Source organism: Acinetobacter sp. YH12063 (genome assembly GCF_013419715.1).
Lineage (GTDB): Bacteria > Pseudomonadota > Gammaproteobacteria > Pseudomonadales > Moraxellaceae > Acinetobacter > Acinetobacter amyesii.
On the sequence record NZ_VOZO01000002.1, the window covers coordinates 64,181 to 80,537 of the forward strand.

Annotated in this window: 16 protein-coding genes, 1 tRNA gene, 1 other RNA gene and 1 pseudogene; 10 read left to right on the forward strand and 9 right to left on the reverse strand. The window is 39.3% G+C overall.

The genetic code is table 11. The features are described 5' to 3' along the window. Nucleotides 1-102 precede the first annotated feature (102 nt). Entirely contained in the window at nucleotides 103-720 is a 618-nt protein-coding gene (locus FTU12_RS03140) for a UPF0149 family protein (RefSeq protein WP_180008931.1), read from the reverse strand. A gap of 64 nt (nucleotides 721-784) precedes the next feature. Here FTU12_RS03140 and FTU12_RS03145 point away from each other — a divergent pair, with 64 nt between their 5' ends. The 3 genes from FTU12_RS03145 (at nucleotide 785) to ssrS (ending at nucleotide 1,908) form a co-directional block, all read left to right on the forward strand. Then, nucleotides 785-1,336, forward strand: coding sequence for a hypothetical protein (locus FTU12_RS03145; RefSeq protein ID WP_078192940.1), 552 nt, complete (start codon nucleotides 785-787; stop codon nucleotides 1,334-1,336). Between the two features lie 2 nt (nucleotides 1,337-1,338). Continuing rightward, nucleotides 1,339-1,626 carry a cell division protein ZapA gene (locus tag FTU12_RS03150; protein ID WP_168378082.1) on the forward strand — a complete coding sequence of 96 codons (288 nt, stop codon included), beginning with the start codon at nucleotides 1,339-1,341 and terminating at the stop codon, nucleotides 1,624-1,626. A 99-nt stretch (nucleotides 1,627-1,725) separates the two neighbouring features. Then, nucleotides 1,726-1,908, forward strand: a non-coding RNA gene (ssrS, locus tag FTU12_RS03155) — 6S RNA. A gap of 153 nt (nucleotides 1,909-2,061) precedes the next feature. On the opposite strand, the gene FTU12_RS03160 is transcribed toward ssrS, so the two are convergent. Continuing rightward, nucleotides 2,062-2,526: a hypothetical protein gene (locus tag FTU12_RS03160; protein ID WP_180113737.1), complete on the reverse strand. Its 465-nt coding sequence runs from the start codon at nucleotides 2,524-2,526 to the stop codon at nucleotides 2,062-2,064. 90 nt (nucleotides 2,527-2,616) lie between these two features. Continuing rightward, the gene (locus FTU12_RS03165) at nucleotides 2,617-3,813 is read right to left on the reverse strand and encodes a YncE family protein (protein ID WP_257227278.1); all 1,197 of its coding nucleotides are present in this window, start codon (nucleotides 3,811-3,813) and stop codon (nucleotides 2,617-2,619) included. 329 nt (nucleotides 3,814-4,142) lie between these two features. On the opposite strand from FTU12_RS03165, the pseudogene FTU12_RS16630 reads away from it, so the two are divergent. Continuing rightward, a pseudogene (locus FTU12_RS16630) lies at nucleotides 4,143-4,244 on the forward strand (IS5/IS1182 family transposase); the annotation flags it as partial. An 88-nt stretch (nucleotides 4,245-4,332) separates the two neighbouring features. Here the strand turns inward: FTU12_RS16630 and FTU12_RS03170 are convergent. Continuing rightward, entirely contained in the window at nucleotides 4,333-5,937 is a 1,605-nt protein-coding gene (locus FTU12_RS03170) for an isocitrate lyase (protein WP_168378085.1), read from the reverse strand. 684 nt (nucleotides 5,938-6,621) lie between these two features. On the opposite strand from FTU12_RS03170, the gene FTU12_RS03175 reads away from it, so the two are divergent. The 3 genes from FTU12_RS03175 to FTU12_RS03185 all read left to right on the forward strand — a co-directional run bounded on the left by FTU12_RS03175 (nucleotide 6,622) and on the right by FTU12_RS03185 (nucleotide 9,404). Then, nucleotides 6,622-7,614 carry a LysR family transcriptional regulator gene (locus FTU12_RS03175; protein WP_078191331.1) on the forward strand — a complete coding sequence of 331 codons (993 nt, stop codon included), beginning with the start codon at nucleotides 6,622-6,624 and terminating at the stop codon, nucleotides 7,612-7,614. Between the two features lie 129 nt (nucleotides 7,615-7,743). Further along, on the forward strand, nucleotides 7,744-9,072 hold the full coding sequence (locus tag FTU12_RS03180; RefSeq protein ID WP_078191332.1) for a hemolysin family protein: 1,329 nt from the start codon (nucleotides 7,744-7,746) through the stop codon (nucleotides 9,070-9,072). Between the two features lie 53 nt (nucleotides 9,073-9,125). Further along, on the forward strand, nucleotides 9,126-9,404 hold the full coding sequence (locus tag FTU12_RS03185; RefSeq protein WP_180113739.1) for a hypothetical protein: 279 nt from the start codon (nucleotides 9,126-9,128) through the stop codon (nucleotides 9,402-9,404). A 358-nt stretch (nucleotides 9,405-9,762) separates the two neighbouring features. Here the strand turns inward: FTU12_RS03185 and FTU12_RS03190 are convergent, their stop codons facing one another. Continuing rightward, complete coding sequence (locus FTU12_RS03190; RefSeq protein ID WP_078191335.1) at nucleotides 9,763-10,269, reverse strand: hypothetical protein; 507 nt, start codon at nucleotides 10,267-10,269, stop codon at nucleotides 9,763-9,765. A 196-nt stretch (nucleotides 10,270-10,465) separates the two neighbouring features. Between FTU12_RS03190 and FTU12_RS03195 the strand changes: the two genes are divergently transcribed. From FTU12_RS03195 to FTU12_RS03205, 3 genes are all read left to right on the forward strand, one after another. Then, nucleotides 10,466-11,200: a hypothetical protein gene (locus FTU12_RS03195; RefSeq protein ID WP_180107749.1), complete on the forward strand. Its 735-nt coding sequence runs from the start codon at nucleotides 10,466-10,468 to the stop codon at nucleotides 11,198-11,200. Between the two features lie 169 nt (nucleotides 11,201-11,369). Then, nucleotides 11,370-11,455, forward strand: a tRNA-Leu gene (locus FTU12_RS03200). Nucleotides 11,456-11,543: 88 nt separating this feature from the next. Then, the gene (locus tag FTU12_RS03205; RefSeq protein ID WP_180107748.1) at nucleotides 11,544-12,212 is read left to right on the forward strand and encodes a hypothetical protein; all 669 of its coding nucleotides are present in this window, start codon (nucleotides 11,544-11,546) and stop codon (nucleotides 12,210-12,212) included. 60 nt (nucleotides 12,213-12,272) lie between these two features. On the opposite strand, the gene FTU12_RS03210 is transcribed toward FTU12_RS03205, so the two are convergent. From FTU12_RS03210 to rlmE, 4 genes are all read right to left on the reverse strand, one after another. After that, nucleotides 12,273-12,587 carry a DUF5713 family protein gene (locus FTU12_RS03210; protein WP_078191338.1) on the reverse strand — a complete coding sequence of 105 codons (315 nt, stop codon included), beginning with the start codon at nucleotides 12,585-12,587 and terminating at the stop codon, nucleotides 12,273-12,275. 87 nt (nucleotides 12,588-12,674) lie between these two features. Continuing rightward, nucleotides 12,675-13,529 (reverse strand): dihydropteroate synthase, encoded by an 855-nt coding sequence (folP, locus tag FTU12_RS03215; RefSeq protein WP_218948057.1) that lies wholly within the window; start codon nucleotides 13,527-13,529, stop codon nucleotides 12,675-12,677. A gap of 112 nt (nucleotides 13,530-13,641) precedes the next feature. Beyond that, nucleotides 13,642-15,540: an ATP-dependent zinc metalloprotease FtsH gene (gene ftsH, locus FTU12_RS03220; protein WP_078191443.1), complete on the reverse strand. Its 1,899-nt coding sequence runs from the start codon at nucleotides 15,538-15,540 to the stop codon at nucleotides 13,642-13,644. Nucleotides 15,541-15,676: 136 nt separating this feature from the next. Beyond that, nucleotides 15,677-16,327, reverse strand: a complete 651-nt coding sequence (gene rlmE, locus FTU12_RS03225; protein ID WP_078192159.1) for a 23S rRNA (uridine(2552)-2'-O)-methyltransferase RlmE — start codon at nucleotides 16,325-16,327, stop codon at nucleotides 15,677-15,679. Nucleotides 16,328-16,357 lie beyond the last annotated feature (30 nt).

A 16,357-nucleotide genomic window follows, 5' to 3' on the forward strand; every position in this document is an offset into this window, starting at 1 on the left:
TGATATGCTTCTTATACGCTTGGACTATGATTGATTTAATAGGATGATGAACTCCTTAGATAGAGCCCATCATCTATTAATTATTAATGCAAAAAGAATGCCTTAACTTGGACGGTGTGGGGTGAACATTTCAACCACATTGCCCGCTTGAGCCAATGAATTTTTAGCGCTCAGTTGTAGCAACGGTGTTTCTGAAACATCAACTTTGGTACGTCCCATCGACAGACTCACTGGGATTAAACGAACAAATTCGTATAATTCCTGATAGCTTTCTTCACCTTCTTCATCATCATCTGAATCTTCAAATTCTACTGAAGCGACATCTTGTAAATGCTCAATCAATTCTTGTTCATTGGTACGCAGATGTCCTGCCGCTAAACCAAAACCAAGAACCACACCTGCACACCAGTCTGCCAAGGCTTGCACACGTTCACCAAGTAAGTGATCATCATCTGGTAATAAAGGAAGATAGTCGAGTTCATCATCTGAAAGTGAATGAGCAACATCTTCTGCTTCTTCAGTTAACAATGCCAATGCATCTTCATCTAATTCAGCTACATCAAGTGTTGCTAAAATTTGTTGCCACTCTTCACGACTCGGTGGTTGTGACACACAAACTATACCAGTGAGTAAACCATGTAACTCACTTGGGCTTGAAATTTCTTCAATTTTAGAAAAATTGTGGGACCAATCTGACCAACCTGAAATATCGTCTTGCATTCGCTTATCCAATCTCTATACTTCGTATATATTACCTTTGTTTGCAAGACTGTGCGACTACGTTATGTTAGAAGAATTACAGCGTCTCCAAGCGCATATTAGCGTTTTAAAAAAGCGACTGGCGCAATTTGAAAGCGAAAATAATGCCCTACAAGATGAGAAAAACTCGTCTGATGAGCACCATCACGCTCAAATTGTACATAAGAACGGTATTATCACCTCCAAACAAGAAGAAATTGATACGCTGAATGAGCAATTAACTGATTCACGTGCTCAACTTCAACAGCTGAATACTGATGCAACTGCTTTGGCTGACCGATATAGCCGTCTTGAAAAAAGCTGTACTGATCTAAAAAATCGTTTTCAAGAAATTTTGGCAGAACGTAATGAGCTACGTATCGTTAAAGAAAAGATGCAAAATGAACAGCGTCATGCTCAACAAGAAATTCAAGGTTTGCAGCAAGAACGTGAACGTTTATTGCAAAAAAATGAACATGCCAAAGCAAAAGTTGAAGCGATTATTCAACGTTTAGCTATTTTAGGTACAGCTCAAGATCAACATGCGCAAGAAATTCAACAATTGGCACATCCGACTGAAAGTAATGAGGAAGTTTGATCATGAGTGAACAAATTGCAGTTGATTTAAAAGTTCTAGGTCATAGTTTCCGTTTAGCAACTACTTCTGACCAACAAGCCGATTTAGAACGCGCAGCACAATTACTGAATGACAAATACGATGAATTTCGTCGTAAAGCACCCCGTATGGAACCGAGTAAGCTGATCATTATGGTCGCACTTGAATTAATGCAAGAAGTCCTGTCAATGAATAAGAGTTTGCAAGAATATGCAAACTGCGAACTTTTGTTGCAAAATATTTTGGAACAAGTTGAAGAATTGACTGATTAATCGGTGGTTTAGTGATTATACTTTGCCCGATTGCTTCATTTTAAACACTTTGTCAGTGTTTGGTGATTTGCCAATAACGCTGAATTCGTTATACTGAGCACATCTCTGAGGTGTTCGCCAGCTAGGTCTAATCCCCTGCCGATACTTAAACTTATGGATGTGTTCTGTATATTCTGAGCGTATGCCCTCCTCGAGTGGGAAACCCAGCGAGTGTACGTCGCGTCCACCTTGAACTCATCGGGTTCAGGGTCACGACATTTGCAGCGGCATCTTCGGAGTGTTTATTTCCCAAATCCTTATTTAAATTACAAGCATTTGATTTAAAAAAATTTTTTTAATTTACTATTCTATTTCCGTGCCCCTCTACTTTTGTTCTTCACCATAATTATTTCATTTAAGTTTGGTTAGTTTAAAAGTTTATTTATTCAAGTTAATTCATTTTTTGAGTTGTTCCAGTTTAGCTAACTGTCTATCCAAAGCTCTGTCCATTTCAGGAAGTATTTGTCGTAAATATTGAATTGATGAAATGGCTTCATCCAATTTCACGACGCCTTTTTTAACCAAGTTATATTGTTGCTCGAGTAGAGCGAGTACTTGATTTTGATTCGGCTGCTGTCCCTGACTCATCAGCGTGTTTATTTGCTGAAATTGTTGAAATACCTGTTCACGTTGCTGTAATAACTGGGTGTGCGTTTCATTATCTTGTCTTTCTTGTTTGGGTTTGGAACTTGAATGCTGTAAAACATTTTCCGTGGTTTGATCTGAATGTGTTTCGGACACTTTTTGTTGATCTAAAGGTAGCTGTTCATGAACCTCCTGCTGCCGTGGTTTTAAAAACTGAATCATCAACCATAAAATTAAACTAAACGTCAAACCTAAAACAATCCATTTTTTATTCATGATGCAGTCTCTAGACACCTTCTGATATTTAAAAAATTCAGAGCCGATTTGACTCTGAATTTACCTTTTTATTTAATTTTATCTAAATTATTAGTTGCCCCATCCTGCTGGCGCATAACCCAAACGAACACGCTGTGGGTGATTGCCAACTGGAACTGTGATGACTTTTTCACCTGTCGCGAAATCAATCACTGTTACTGCATCTGTCGCACTTTCAGAAATTACACAGCGTTTTCCATCTGGGCTTTGCGTTGCCCAATACGGTTTACCTGCAGCAATCAATTTCGCCGCGGTCAAAGTTTTACGATCTACTATAGTGGCATAATCATCCATGGTTCCTGCGACACACAGTTTTTCACCATCACCACTGATTGAAAGCCCATGATGGCGTGAGTCATTCACCCATTTGGTGCGATCAGAGGGAATAGTTGCACTTCCCGGAAGCTGTGCAATGCGTGTGACTTTGTCTTGATTGAGATCATATTCGACCAGACCATTAAAAAATGAGACTTGTGCATAGATTTTGGATTCGTCTTTACTAAATACAATCGGTCGAACTGAGTTAGACAGATCTTTTCGTCCCACGGCATCTAAAGCAGGTCTAAAATCGATTTTTTTAAGGACTTTATAATTTTGAGCATCTGCGATCGTGATATAGCGTTTGCCTTTAGTAAAATCTTGCCAAGATGCATCCATGGCTGTTTCGACATTTCCAATGGCTGAATTTAGAATTTTAGTACCGTTGGCAAAATAGATATTTTCATGTGGTTTATCGCCCGTCGCAAAACGTCCTAATTCTTTGCCCGTGTTGATATCGAGTACATGTACAACATTCCCTGAAGATGCTGAAACAGCAACTTGTTGCCCATCGGGTGAAACCGCCATATGGTCTGCTCGAAATCCTTCAACGGGTGTGCGCCAATTGATTTTCCCCGTTGCAATGTTAATCGAGACTACATCTGCATAACTTGGGCGTGATGCAACCACCGATTTGCCATCTGGTGTGGAATACATGTCATCGACCAATTGATCATTTCCCTCTCCTGCCGTATTACGAATATAGCTATAAGCGATTAATTTTACTGGGTTGAGGTAAATTTCAGTGAGGCGTTGTTTTTTGTCGGGCACCATATTGATGACACCAACTTTCTGATAGTTTTTTGCAGGATTGATCACTGTAACCGTACCATCCCAATTATTGCCGACAAAAAAGACTTGCTGGCTATTGGGTGGAACGGGTGCAGTGGTTGTCGCTGCGAAAGTAAGTGGCGACACCGTAACTGTCATACAAAGAAGTGTCCTGATCCAGAGATTTTTTTCCATTTTTATTGTCCATTCATTTGTTTTTATGCATACCTTTTGACCAAAGCCATCAGATAAGTGTCGCTTTTTTAGCGCAAAGAAAGCTTATTAAATATACAAGTGTAGATATAGCGTATTTGTTTTAATTCCGATGAGTTGTTGATTAAAGGCGCACAAACCTGCCACTAAAGGCTTCTTCAATAATGTAATATTCTATCTCTGCTCCATTCCACCACTTTTCTTTGCTTCAAATATTTCATTCAAATCTTTTCAATTTCAAAAGCTTATTTAAGAGTTGTCCCAGTTTGGCTTGCTATCTATCCAAAAAAACAATCCAGAATACATTTGTAAGACTCAAGCAGAACTATGAAAAATCAGTTGCCTTAGCTTACATATTTATTTGGCTGTCATTATGAAATATCAACAGAACCTAAATTCAACACGATTTTAAGGCCATAAAAAAACCCAGCTTTCGCTGGGCTTTTTTTCGAATCAGTTCAATGCTTAGTGAGCAGCGAATTGGTTCATTGTGTTTTTCGCATCGTCACCCGCTTTAAGCGCGTTGTCACCAGCGAAGATTTCTTTGTGGTCGTCACCGATGTCAGAACCAGCCATTGCTTGGTGTTTAACACAAGAAATCGTACCGCGGATTTCTTTACGTTGAACGCCAGCTACATAAGCAAGCATACCTTGGTCGCCGAAGTAACCTTGAGCAAGCTCGTGAGTAGAAAGAGCAGCTGTATGGTAAGTCGGAAGTGTGATCAAGTGATGGAACACGCCCGCTTCACGAGAAGCATCAGCTTGGAACGTACGAACTTTTTCGTCAGCTTCAGCAGCTAATTCAGAGTTATCGTATTCAGCGCTCATTAGTTTAGCACGGTCGTAAGCAGAAACGTCTTTACCTTCAGCAACCCAACGGTCGTAAGCTTGTTGACGGAAGTTTAAAGTCCAGTTGAATGAAGGCGAGTTGTTATAAACAAGTTTCGCATTTGGAACTGTTTCTTTAACACGGTTAACCATGTGAGCGATTTCTTCAACGTTTGGAGTCGCAGTTTCGATCCAAAGAAGGTCAGCACCATTTTGAAGGCTAGATACACAGTCAAGTACAACGCGGTCAATTTGCGTGTCTGGACGGAACTGGTACAAGCCAGAAGCAAGACGTTTTGGACGGTGAAGTTTACCGTTACGCTTGATTAGGATTTCGTCTTCTTGAGCTTCTGAAATGTCAATTTCAGTTGTGTCTAAGTAGCTGATGTATTGAGAAGCGATGTCGCCTGGCTCTTTAACCACTGGGATTTTTTGAGTCAAGTCAGCGCCTTCAGAGTCAGTACGAGCAACGATGATACCATCATCAAGACCCATTTCTAAGAATGCATAGCGAAGAGCGTGGATTTTCGCGATGAAGTCTTCGTGTGGAACTGTAACTTTACCAGCTTGGTGACCACATTGTTTAGCGTCAGATACTTGGTTTTCGATTTGAAGTGCACAAGCACCCGCTTCGATCATTTTCTTAGCTAGTAAGTAAGTCGCTTCTTCGTTACCGAAACCAGCGTCGATGTCAGCAATAATTGGCACAACGTGAGTTTGGAAACCGTCGATTTGAGCAGTGATTTCAGCAGCTTTAGCAGTATCACCAGCTTCGTTTGCTTTTTTAAGCGCACGGAACAAGTCGTTTAATTCTTTCGCGTCAGCTTGACGTAGGAAAGTGTAGATTTCTTCGATCAATGCAGGAACTGAAGTTTTTTCGTGCATAGATTGGTCAGGAAGTGGACCGAATTCTGAACGAAGAGCTGCAACCATCCAACCAGAAAGGTAGATATAACGACGTTCAGTTGTACCGAAATATTTTTTGTTCGCAATCATTTTTTGTTGTGCGATAAAACCGTGCCAGCAACCTAATGATTGAGTGTATTTGCTAGAATCAGCATCATAAGCAGCCATATCACGACGCATAATAGCAGCTGTATATTTCGCAATGTCTAAACCAGTTTTGAAACGGTTTTGCATTTGCATACGTGCAGCATCTTCTGGGCTAATATCGCGCCAAGTGCTTCCGAATTTTGCTTTTAATTCACGGATTGCATCAATCGCTGTTAAGTATGTAGACATGATATGTTCCTGTAATAATATTAGGATTTTTCTGCAACGTAAGGCTAAAATCATACCCTCGAATGATTGTTCAGATTTAGAACACTTCGTTGCGATAGACACAGAGTAGATTGACTAAAAAAATTAATCCAATATTCTGCATTAATTTTCAGTATTTATTTAAAAAATATGTAGATTAAAGTCGTATTATAATAATTAACCAATATTCAGAAGTATTTGTATTTAAATAATTTTATCAATAAATTTGGCTGATTTTTTTGTCTATTTTACAAACACTCTGATGAATTATTCTTCATTAGACTTAAGTCGACTGAGCATTCACTTTTAAAAAAAACAGCATTTTTTACGCCTTTTTTGCCCAAATTTACCGAGCTAAATACTCGGTTATTCCGTCTTCAAATGATCATACAAATGAGATATTTCATCTAATTTTTTTGTTTTATGAACATCGCATCACATAAACAAAATTGCTCCGTATTTTTATTTCATTCACTTTAAAAATATCGGTCTAAACAGGTAATAAGTATTTAAGAAGTATGTGCTACGACTTCAGCAAATTTGTCTTAAAACTGCCGAATTTTAGTACAATAGTACACGTCATTTTTTCATCCATTTTTTACACAAGCCTTAGTAGTTATGGCATAATCAGATAAATTTCATGATTTTATTGTCGGTATTTATTTTATGAATCTGGAGCGGGTCGATCTCAATCTATTAATTTATCTTGATGTACTTCTTCGTGAAAAAAATGTGACTCGTGCTGCCGAGCAACTGGGTGTAACTCAGCCCGCGATGAGTAATATTTTACGTCGTCTACGCAACTTATTTAATGATCCACTTCTTATTCGTTCTTCAGAAGGTATGACACCTACAGAACGTGCGCTTGAATTACAGCCACGTATTCGTGATGCACTTTCTGACCTTTCGATGATTTTGGAACCCCGTACCGAGTTCCGCCCTTACACCTCAAATCGTGTCTTCCGCATCATGACTTCAGATTATGCTGAAGCAACACTGGTGCCGCGCCTAGTAAAAGCTTTGCGCTCAGAAGCACCCAATGTGGTTCTCGATTTTTTAACGCCTAGTGATGTGTCTTATCGAGATATGGAACAAGGTAAAGTCGACTTGGCGATTAACCGCTTTAATGAAATTCCGCAAAGTTTCCACCAAGTTTTGGTCTGGCGTGACAGTTTTTCATGCCTTTTAAATGCCAAACATCCTGCTGCAAATAATTTAAACCTGAAGAGCTATCTAGATGCACAACACATTTGGGTATCTAAAACAGGTATGGGTGTCGGTTTTGGTGTCAATCCTGAAAAACAAGCGGGTCTAGGTTGGATTGATCAGGCTCTAGAACGTATTGGCCAAAAACGTAAAATTTCAGTTTTTACTCGTCATTATCAAATGCCTGGCTTATTGGCCTCGAATGTTGATTTGGTTGCGACTCTGCCAAGCCGTATCGCTCGCCTTCAAGCCAAAAGTCAAAACCTGTTACTTCGCGATCCACCATTCTATATTCCTGAATTTGAATTAAAAATGGCGTGGTGTCCGTTACTTCATCATCACCCTGCTCATCGCTGGTTACGTCAACTTATTTTGTATGTTGCACGTCAAATGATTGAAGAAGAAAACCGCGAATACTTAATGAATAACTCTCAGTTTTCACAGTATCAGTAATTAATTCTTTAATTCCTTATTAATTCAAACGTATACTGTCACCATATAGGTAGTAGTTAAGACTACTACCTTGCCCATTTTTGTGTTAGAAATACAGAAAAATAGAATGAATCACAAACAGGTGTATTCGTGAGCCTTTTCCAAAATATTGTCATTATTATTCTCCTGATCGTCGGTGCAGGTTTTCTTTCCTTAACAGAAATTGCCCTCGCGGGTGCACGAAAAGTAAAACTTAAAATTTTGGCTGAATCTGGAGATTCACGTGCACAACGTGTGCTTGACTTACAAGCCAACTCAGCAGACTTTTTCGCCGCATCACAAATTGGCTTAAATGCTGTGGCAATTCTTGGTGGTATTTTGGGTGAAGGTGCATTTCGCCCCTATTTCATTACCTTAGTGACCCGTTTTTATCAGGGCCCGTGGACTGAAACCATTGGTTTCACCCTGTCGTTTACTTTAGTCACCTCCTTATTCATTCTATTTGCTGATTTAATGCCAAAACGTTTGGCGATGATCGCACCTGAAAAAATCGCCGTTGCTGTTGTAGACCCGATTCAAATCTTTATTAAGGTGTGTAAGCCAATGGCGTGGGTGATTAATGCCATTGCCAATTTGTTGTTTCGTTTATTTAAAGTGAATACAACACGTGATGACAATATTACCTTTGACGATATTTCAGCCGTGATGGATGCCGGTGCTCAAGCTGGTGTACTACAAAAGCAAGAACACCACTTTATTGAAAACGTATTTGAACTGGAAGAACGTAATGTCCCTTCAAGTATGACTACACGTGAAAATGTGGTGTACTTTACCCTAAAAGAATCAGAAGCCAGTATTCGTCAAAAACTCGCAGAATTTCCGTATTCGAAGTTTTTGGTCTGTAGTGAAAATATTGATGACGTGATTGGTTATGTAGATGCCAAAGATATTTTGGTTCGTATCTTGAACAATCAGTCACTTCTACAGCTCAATGAAAATACTATTCGTAATGTCCTCACGATTCCAGATACCTTAACACTGTCTGAATTACTCGATCGCTTTCGTTCAACCAAAGAAAAATTTGCCGTAGTAATTAACGAATACGCGTTGGTTGTCGGCGTTATTACCCTCTCCGACATTATGATTACCGTGATGGGCGACTGGGTAACACCGATTGAAGCAGAACAACAAATTATTAAACGTGATGCGGATTCTTGGCTTATCGATGGCAGTACACCAATCGAAGATTTAAAGCATGCCCTCGCTTTAGATGAAATGCCCGATGAAGAAAACTATGAAACCCTTGCGGGCTTTATGATGTTTAAACTGCGTAAAATTCCACGTCCAGCGGACTTTGTCACCTATCATGGCTACAAATTTGAAGTTGTGGATGTAGACCACTTTAAAATTGACCAATTATTAGTGACCCGCTTACAACAGGCTGAAACTGAACTAGATACACCAGAAGAATCGGATTAATTCGATTCTTTTTTTTCTAAAACAATAAAATATAAATACGATGGAATACGAAGATGTCTTTTTCACTTAAAGCGATTTTGACTTGCTTTAGTTTTTATACTGGGGCTTATCTGATCTATTATTTTTTTAAAGCTCATCCACAACCTTTATTTCTATTGATCGGTGTTGCATTGATCGTCACTGCTTGGTTTTTAACACCTTATCCCTATGAACGCGGTCGACAACATTATGACGAAACCATGCGTTTTGGTCTGTTTTTTTATAATCCCTTAATTTTTTGGTTCCGATTTTTTAGCTGGCCGATTCGGACCCTACTGTCTATTTTTGCTTAAGCGCACTTGTTGTGATCAAACTGTATTCGTATACATTTACAACTCAATACGGCTTTGTTACACAAACATTTAAAAACTGATATTTACCAAATCATCCAAATTTAAGTCTCAACTTTACGATAAAGCCTACTTAGCGTTTACTAAAGGTTATTCAAAATAACTTAGCTGAATTTATTTAAAAGAAAGCTTTCAAAATCACGCTTGATGCCTGATAAAAATGTAAAAACAAGAAGAACCTCTATTGGGGGTTCTTCTTGTAAAAATTGTGGAGGCAGCAATAAACTTAATACGCTTTTTTGATGCTAAAAAATACGCTTGCTAACTATTTTTTCACTAGCAGACAACCCAATCATTGTGATTAATGCTTTGAAATTAATGCTTCTAGAACTGCTTCATAATGAATACGAATGTCATCTTCTAAAATTTTATAGACATTGTCGAATTGCACCATTGGCCAGCCTTCTTTCCAAAATGGGAAAATATTATGCAGGTCATGAGTCACCGTTGCGTCTTCACGTACAATTGCTTGTGCAACTTGTGACAATACTTGTGCAGTTTCAGCACCATCAATCGCTAAATAATCGATACCACGAACTTTCAAAATACGGATACGGTCTTTCTTATAGCGAATTTTTTTACTTTGGCCTTCATTTAAGCCTAAAGCCAAAGTCACAGCTTCAACAAATTTATCTTCAAATGCTTGATTTAATTTCACCAAAGCTTGTTTATGAGCCTCTTGACGACCAGCTTTCCCCCCACTACGAATCACTTCATTTGCTTCAGTATTTAAAACATCTGATTTCATCGACTGAAGAATGTCTAGAATTTCGATATCGCTTAATGTTTCAGGAGAATGATCAGTCATAAACTGCCTATAAAAACTTAATATTCAATAAGTATGTATTTTCGCATAAAAGCAGCGTGAAAACTGCGACCTTCGCTATAGAAATTGCGTTTTCTCTTATAATGTTCAGATATACAACATGATTTAGAAAAAAAATTCTGTCAAAAATATCGAAATCAACTATATTACTTTCACGCTTTAATATTAACGTCACAATATGGCTCAAAAAAAACCGGCTGCACTTTACCTTCAACAACTGAAACAGCAATATCCAGCAGCCTTTAAACATAATTATTTATTTTATAGCCAACTGAAAACTCAAGGCATTTTAGACGAACTCAAAGAGCTTATTCCTTGGGTTTTGGCGGCGATGATTTTTATTTCTTTGAGCATGAGTATTGGTCATGCAGTGCAACTGTATTTACCTAATATGAGTGAGTTTCGAGCTCATGGTATTGCTGTACTAAGTATTATGTTGTTTTTCATGCTGGTTGTGCCCTTAGTCATCAAGCAAATCAAGCACAGTTCAATGTCCCTGTATCAAAGTTTGAAAAATACGCCGTTCAGACTTGCGATCGTGATTTTATTACAATTACTCAATATCGCCTTTTTACAAAGCACCTTTGTTCAATCTGTATTGTTCTTTTTCGCCATGAGTTTCGGCTTTGTGCGTTTTTATAAAGAAAATCTATTCAAAGGTGGAAGTAACACCCAAGAATACTATTTTCTGCATGAAACACGTCGTATTGCTTATTGGTCGTATAAACAAATGCTTAAAGCAAAATTACGTTTAATGCTCAGTAATCCGAATCAAGCAAACTACAAGTGGTTATCTGAGCGCTTTACCCAGTTCCAAAATTTGCACATACAAATGCTACATCAGGAAAATCAGCTGTGTAAAAAGCTAAAGCACCAAAATGTTGAACATTATCTTGATGAGTTAATGAAATAAGTTGACTTTGGTGTAGTGAAAAAAACTTTAATTCACTGCTCAAAATGTCATTCAATACATCACTATTTTTGAATATTTTCAACTTATATGCATGAATTGATTGATTTTAAAACAAACACCATCAAATACACTTGCCAAGGTCCATTTCGTCCTCTATTATTGCGCACATGCCCGAGTGGTGAAATCGGTAGACACAGGGGATTTAAAATCCCCCGCCCACAAAGCGTGCCAGTTCGAGTCTGGCCTCGGGCACCATTCTTATACTTCTAAGATTGGTGCAATAAAAGATCCAGCAATTTGCTGGTTTTTTTATGCCTAAAATTTATAAATCTATTATTATTCAATGCCAATATCTTCAGATTTTGATCTCCCTACACTACAACTCAAGCATCCCGATGCCTGTTATCAACGGTTGCTGTTTGCGCATTTCAAAATTATCAATCTAACACCCACTGCACCCGTTTTAATCTTTAGCTTTTGCCTGATACTTTTTATCTCACTTGGCAGCGCAGCACTTGGGCATATACTTTCAACGGCACTTTCAATTCACGCCCCCAAAATGGCGTTCAATCTTGGTGTATTGATTATTCTTCCTTTGATCTATTGCTATGTTTGGTATGCACATTATCAAGCACGTTTTAGCAGTAAGTTTGCAGTTCAACGTCTGCAAATACAACTGTATCTCCTTGGGGGATTCACACTTATCCTCGCTACTAACTTTAAATATCTACAAACAGATGTATTAAACCTCATCAGTCTCTGTGGACTTTTTTTCAGTCTTTTTTTATGTGTATTTACTGAATTGTTTTATAAACGTGATAGCAGTGCCATTGAACGAGTAAAACTACAAAAGCTTCGCCAACTGGCATTTTGGTCTTATCAACAATCCTTAAAACAAAAAGAGCATCAAACGTATTTCTACGCCCTACACTTACAAGCCATGCAAGAAGAACAGAAACTATCAGCATCGATCAAATCATCGTTTAAAGATTTTATAGACAAAGCTAAATAATTTTTTAAATCCCTAGACACAAAAAAGCCCTGTCACTACAGGGCTTTTTTTAAAGTTCAATTACCATTCTCGGTTAGCAACTAACTCTTCCATTTCAATATCCATATGGCCTTCGTCTTGCAGCACCATCATCATGGCTTCTGCAATATAATCTGCAGCCGTATCATCCAAAGACGAATCTAAATCTTCAAATTGAGGTTTCATCTTATTGAGCTGTGCAACCGTTTCATTGGCAAAATGGTAGATATCAGTTGAACTTAAATCTGCTTTTGCGATTTTCTTCGCAAATTGAACAACCAATAACTTCACCTCTGCAACCAACACATCTGGGTAATATTCATCATCAAACATGGGTAGCAGTAAATCTGCAAACATACGAAACTCTATCACAAAACATTCAGGGCGCTTATATAACACAAATACTACAATTCACCAAATTTATTGGGATTCAGTATTTTCAAATCACACTGCATTCTGCATGGCTTGCCAAACACGAATCGCATTTACCGTCGCTTTGACATCATGTGCGCGAACCATACATGCACCTTGTTGAATGCTGAGTAAATGCGCTGCAACCGAGCCTACAGCGCGATTTTGTGCATCTGCACCACCAAGTGCTTCACCGATAAAACGCTTACGTGATAATGCAGACAGGATCGGATAGCCCATGTTATTCAATTGATAGAATTGCTGTAAAAGCTTTAAGTTTTGCTGCGCATTTTTAGCAAAACCAAAACCCGGATCAATCATAATATTTTCTGCACGGACGCCTGCGTCCAATGCATCTTGCACACGTTGCTTTAATTCATCGATGACGTCAGCAACGACATCTTGATACTGATCTAGATTATTCATCGTGGTGGGTTCTCCACGCATATGCATAATGATCACTGGAATATCCAGTTTTGCAGCGGTTTCTAAGGCATTCGGCCGAGTTAATGCACGTACATCATTCCAGATATGCGCACCTGCTTGAACCGCTGCCTCAATCACCTCAGGTTGCGAGGTATCGATAGAAATCACCACATTGTGTTTGGATAATGCTTCAACGACGGGTACGACCCGTCGAATTTCCTCTTCAACCTCAACAACAGATGCGCCTGGACGTGTTGACTCACCACCGACATCAATCACTGTCGCGCCATCCGCAATCATTTGTAAGGCATGTGCTATAGCTTGGTCTTTACCATTATGTTTGCCACCATCACTAAAAGAGTCCGGTGTGACATTTAAAATCCCCATCACATGTGGCTCTGACAAATCTAATTGCAAATTACCACAGTTTAAAATTTTATTAGGCAAAGACACCAACTTCATATTACACACCCCAGATTTTGCTGCGCTTATTTTAACGCTAAGTTTGCTCAGCATTGCGCTCACATGCATTTATTTTCATATAAAAAAACCACCCGAAGGTGGTTTTAAAATTTTATGCTTTTGGCAATGACGGTAATGGTGGTGGAACATCTGGACCATCCGTTGGTGTAACATCAATCACTGGATTTTCAGCGATGTACACTTTTGGTGGTTGAGGTTCACGACCTTCCATAATGTCACGGATTTGATCACGATCAATGGTTTCCCATTCAAGCAATGCTTTCACCATGGCATGTGCGATATCTTTGTTATTTTCAAGAATATCGCGAGCAACTTTATATTGCTCATCTAAAATACGGCGAACTTCACGGTCAACTTCAAGCTGAGTTGCTTCAGAAATCACACGACTTCCTAAACCACCCATGAATGACTGCTGTGAGTCATCTTCGTAAACCATGACACCCATTTTATCGGACATACCGTATTTAGTAACCATTGCTCGTGCCATTTTCGTTGCACGTTCAAAGTCATTTGAAGCACCAGTCGACATTTGGTTAATGAAGACTTCTTCTGCAATACGACCACCAAACAAAATTGAAAGTTCATTCAACATTTTGTCTTTGTAATGGCTGGTTTGGTCATGTTCAGGCAACTGCCAAGTCACACCCAATGCCCAACCACGCGGCATAATTGTCACTTTATGCACAGGGTCTGTACCCGGCAAGATTTCAGCAACAATCGCATGACCTGCTTCATGATAAGCCGTCGCACGACGTTCTTCTTCACGAATCACCATCGATTTACGTTCAGGACCCATGTAAAGCTTGTCTTTCGCATCTTCAAAGTCATGCATATCGACCGTATTCTTGTTACGACGTGCAGCAAACAGTGCCGCTTCGTTTACAAGGTTAGCCAACTGAGCACCCGAGAAGCCCGGTGTACCACGTGCCAAAACTTTCACGTCTACACCAGTCACAGAAGGTAATTTTTTCAAATGTACATTCAGGATTTGTTCACGGCCTTTAATGTCTGGTAGAGATACCATCACTTGACGGTCAAAACGACCTGGACGAAGTAAAGCTTTATCCAATACGTCAGCACGGTTTGTTGCAGCAATGACGATAATACCTTCGTTGCCTTCAAAACCATCCATTTCAACCAACATTTGGTTTAATGTTTGCTCACGCTCATCATTACCACCACCTGTACCTGAACCACGGTGACGACCAACGGCATCGATCTCATCGATGAAAATGATACATGGTGCATGACGCTTTGCTTGTTCAAACATGTCACGGACACGAGACGCACCCACACCCACGAACATTTCAACAAAGTCAGAACCCGAAATACTAAAGAACGGTACTTTCGCTTCACCCGCAATCGCTTTAGCAAGTAAAGTTTTACCTGTACCCGGAGGACCAACCATAAGCACACCTTTCGGAATGCTTGCACCAAGTCGTTTGAACTTAGATGGATCTTTTAGGAAGTCAACGATTTCAACAACTTCTTGTTTAGCTTCATCACAGCCCGCAACATCAGTAAATGTCACTTTGATTTGGTCTTCAGACAGCATTTTTGCTTTTGACTTACCAAAACTCATTGGGCCATTCTTACCACCAGCTCCACCACCCATGTTGCGCATAAAGAACATGAATAACAGAATGATTAAAAGAACAGGGAAACTTGCAATCAGAAGTTGCATCAAAATACTTTGACGCTGTGGCGCTGTACCTTCAACAACAACATTGTTCTTGATTAGGTTCGGCATAAGTTCAGGATCTTGAACCGCAGGACGGATACTTTCAAACTCAGAACCGTTTGATTTTTCGCCACGAATTCTTTCGCCATCAATGGTGACTTGTTTAATCTGACCCGCATTTACGGCTGCCACGAACTCAGAATAGTTCATCGCGGTCGGTTGATTGCGGTCACTGACGTTGCTGAAGATTAAAACCAGCACGCCTAGGATAACCAGCCACAACACGGCATTCTTAAAAAGATCGCTCAAAGCTTTATTCCCATTTCTATCTAATTCGTTCAATCCCATTTACATGGGTGACTCTAATACTTACGCTGCAGAGTAGCTTCGCAATAATTTAAAAACGTACAAAATGCACAATTTTTAACGAGTTGGCAAGTAAACTTTACTTGAAAGCTTTCTTACGTCCCTGCCCGATTAAAAACACTTCTTTAGATCGAGCACGTGAAGCCGCCGGTTTTGCTGTTTTCAGCACATCAAATGTGTCTACAACTTGCTTACGGTATTCATCAAATCCAACACCTTGGAACACTTTAACAACAAACTGCCCATTTGGTCCAAGAACCTTTTGAGCAAAATCGATTGCTAATTCACAAAGATAGATCTGACGCGGTTGATCTACAGCCTTATTACCTGATGTATTGGGGGCCATATCTGAAATTACAACGTCTACAGTACGTCCATCTAAAATTTTTAACAATTCATCGAACACTTCTTGTTCACGAAAGTCACCTTGCAAGAAGGTTACATCGGGTAAAGCATCCATTGGTAAAATATCAGAAGCAATGACCAAACCTTTGTCACCAACAAGTTTACCGGCAATTTGCGACCAACTACCTGGTGCAGCACCTAAGTCGACAACGGTCATGCCTGGCTTGATCAATTTGTATTTTTCTTGAATTTCAAGCAATTTATAAGCGGCACGCGCACGATATCCTTCCTTTTGTGCTTTTTTCACAAAGGGGTCATCAAGATGCTCACGCATCCAGTCACGACTACTTTTGGATAATTTCTGGTTAGTAATGCGGGTAGCCATAACTCTCTAAATAAAAAAAACTTCTCAGTC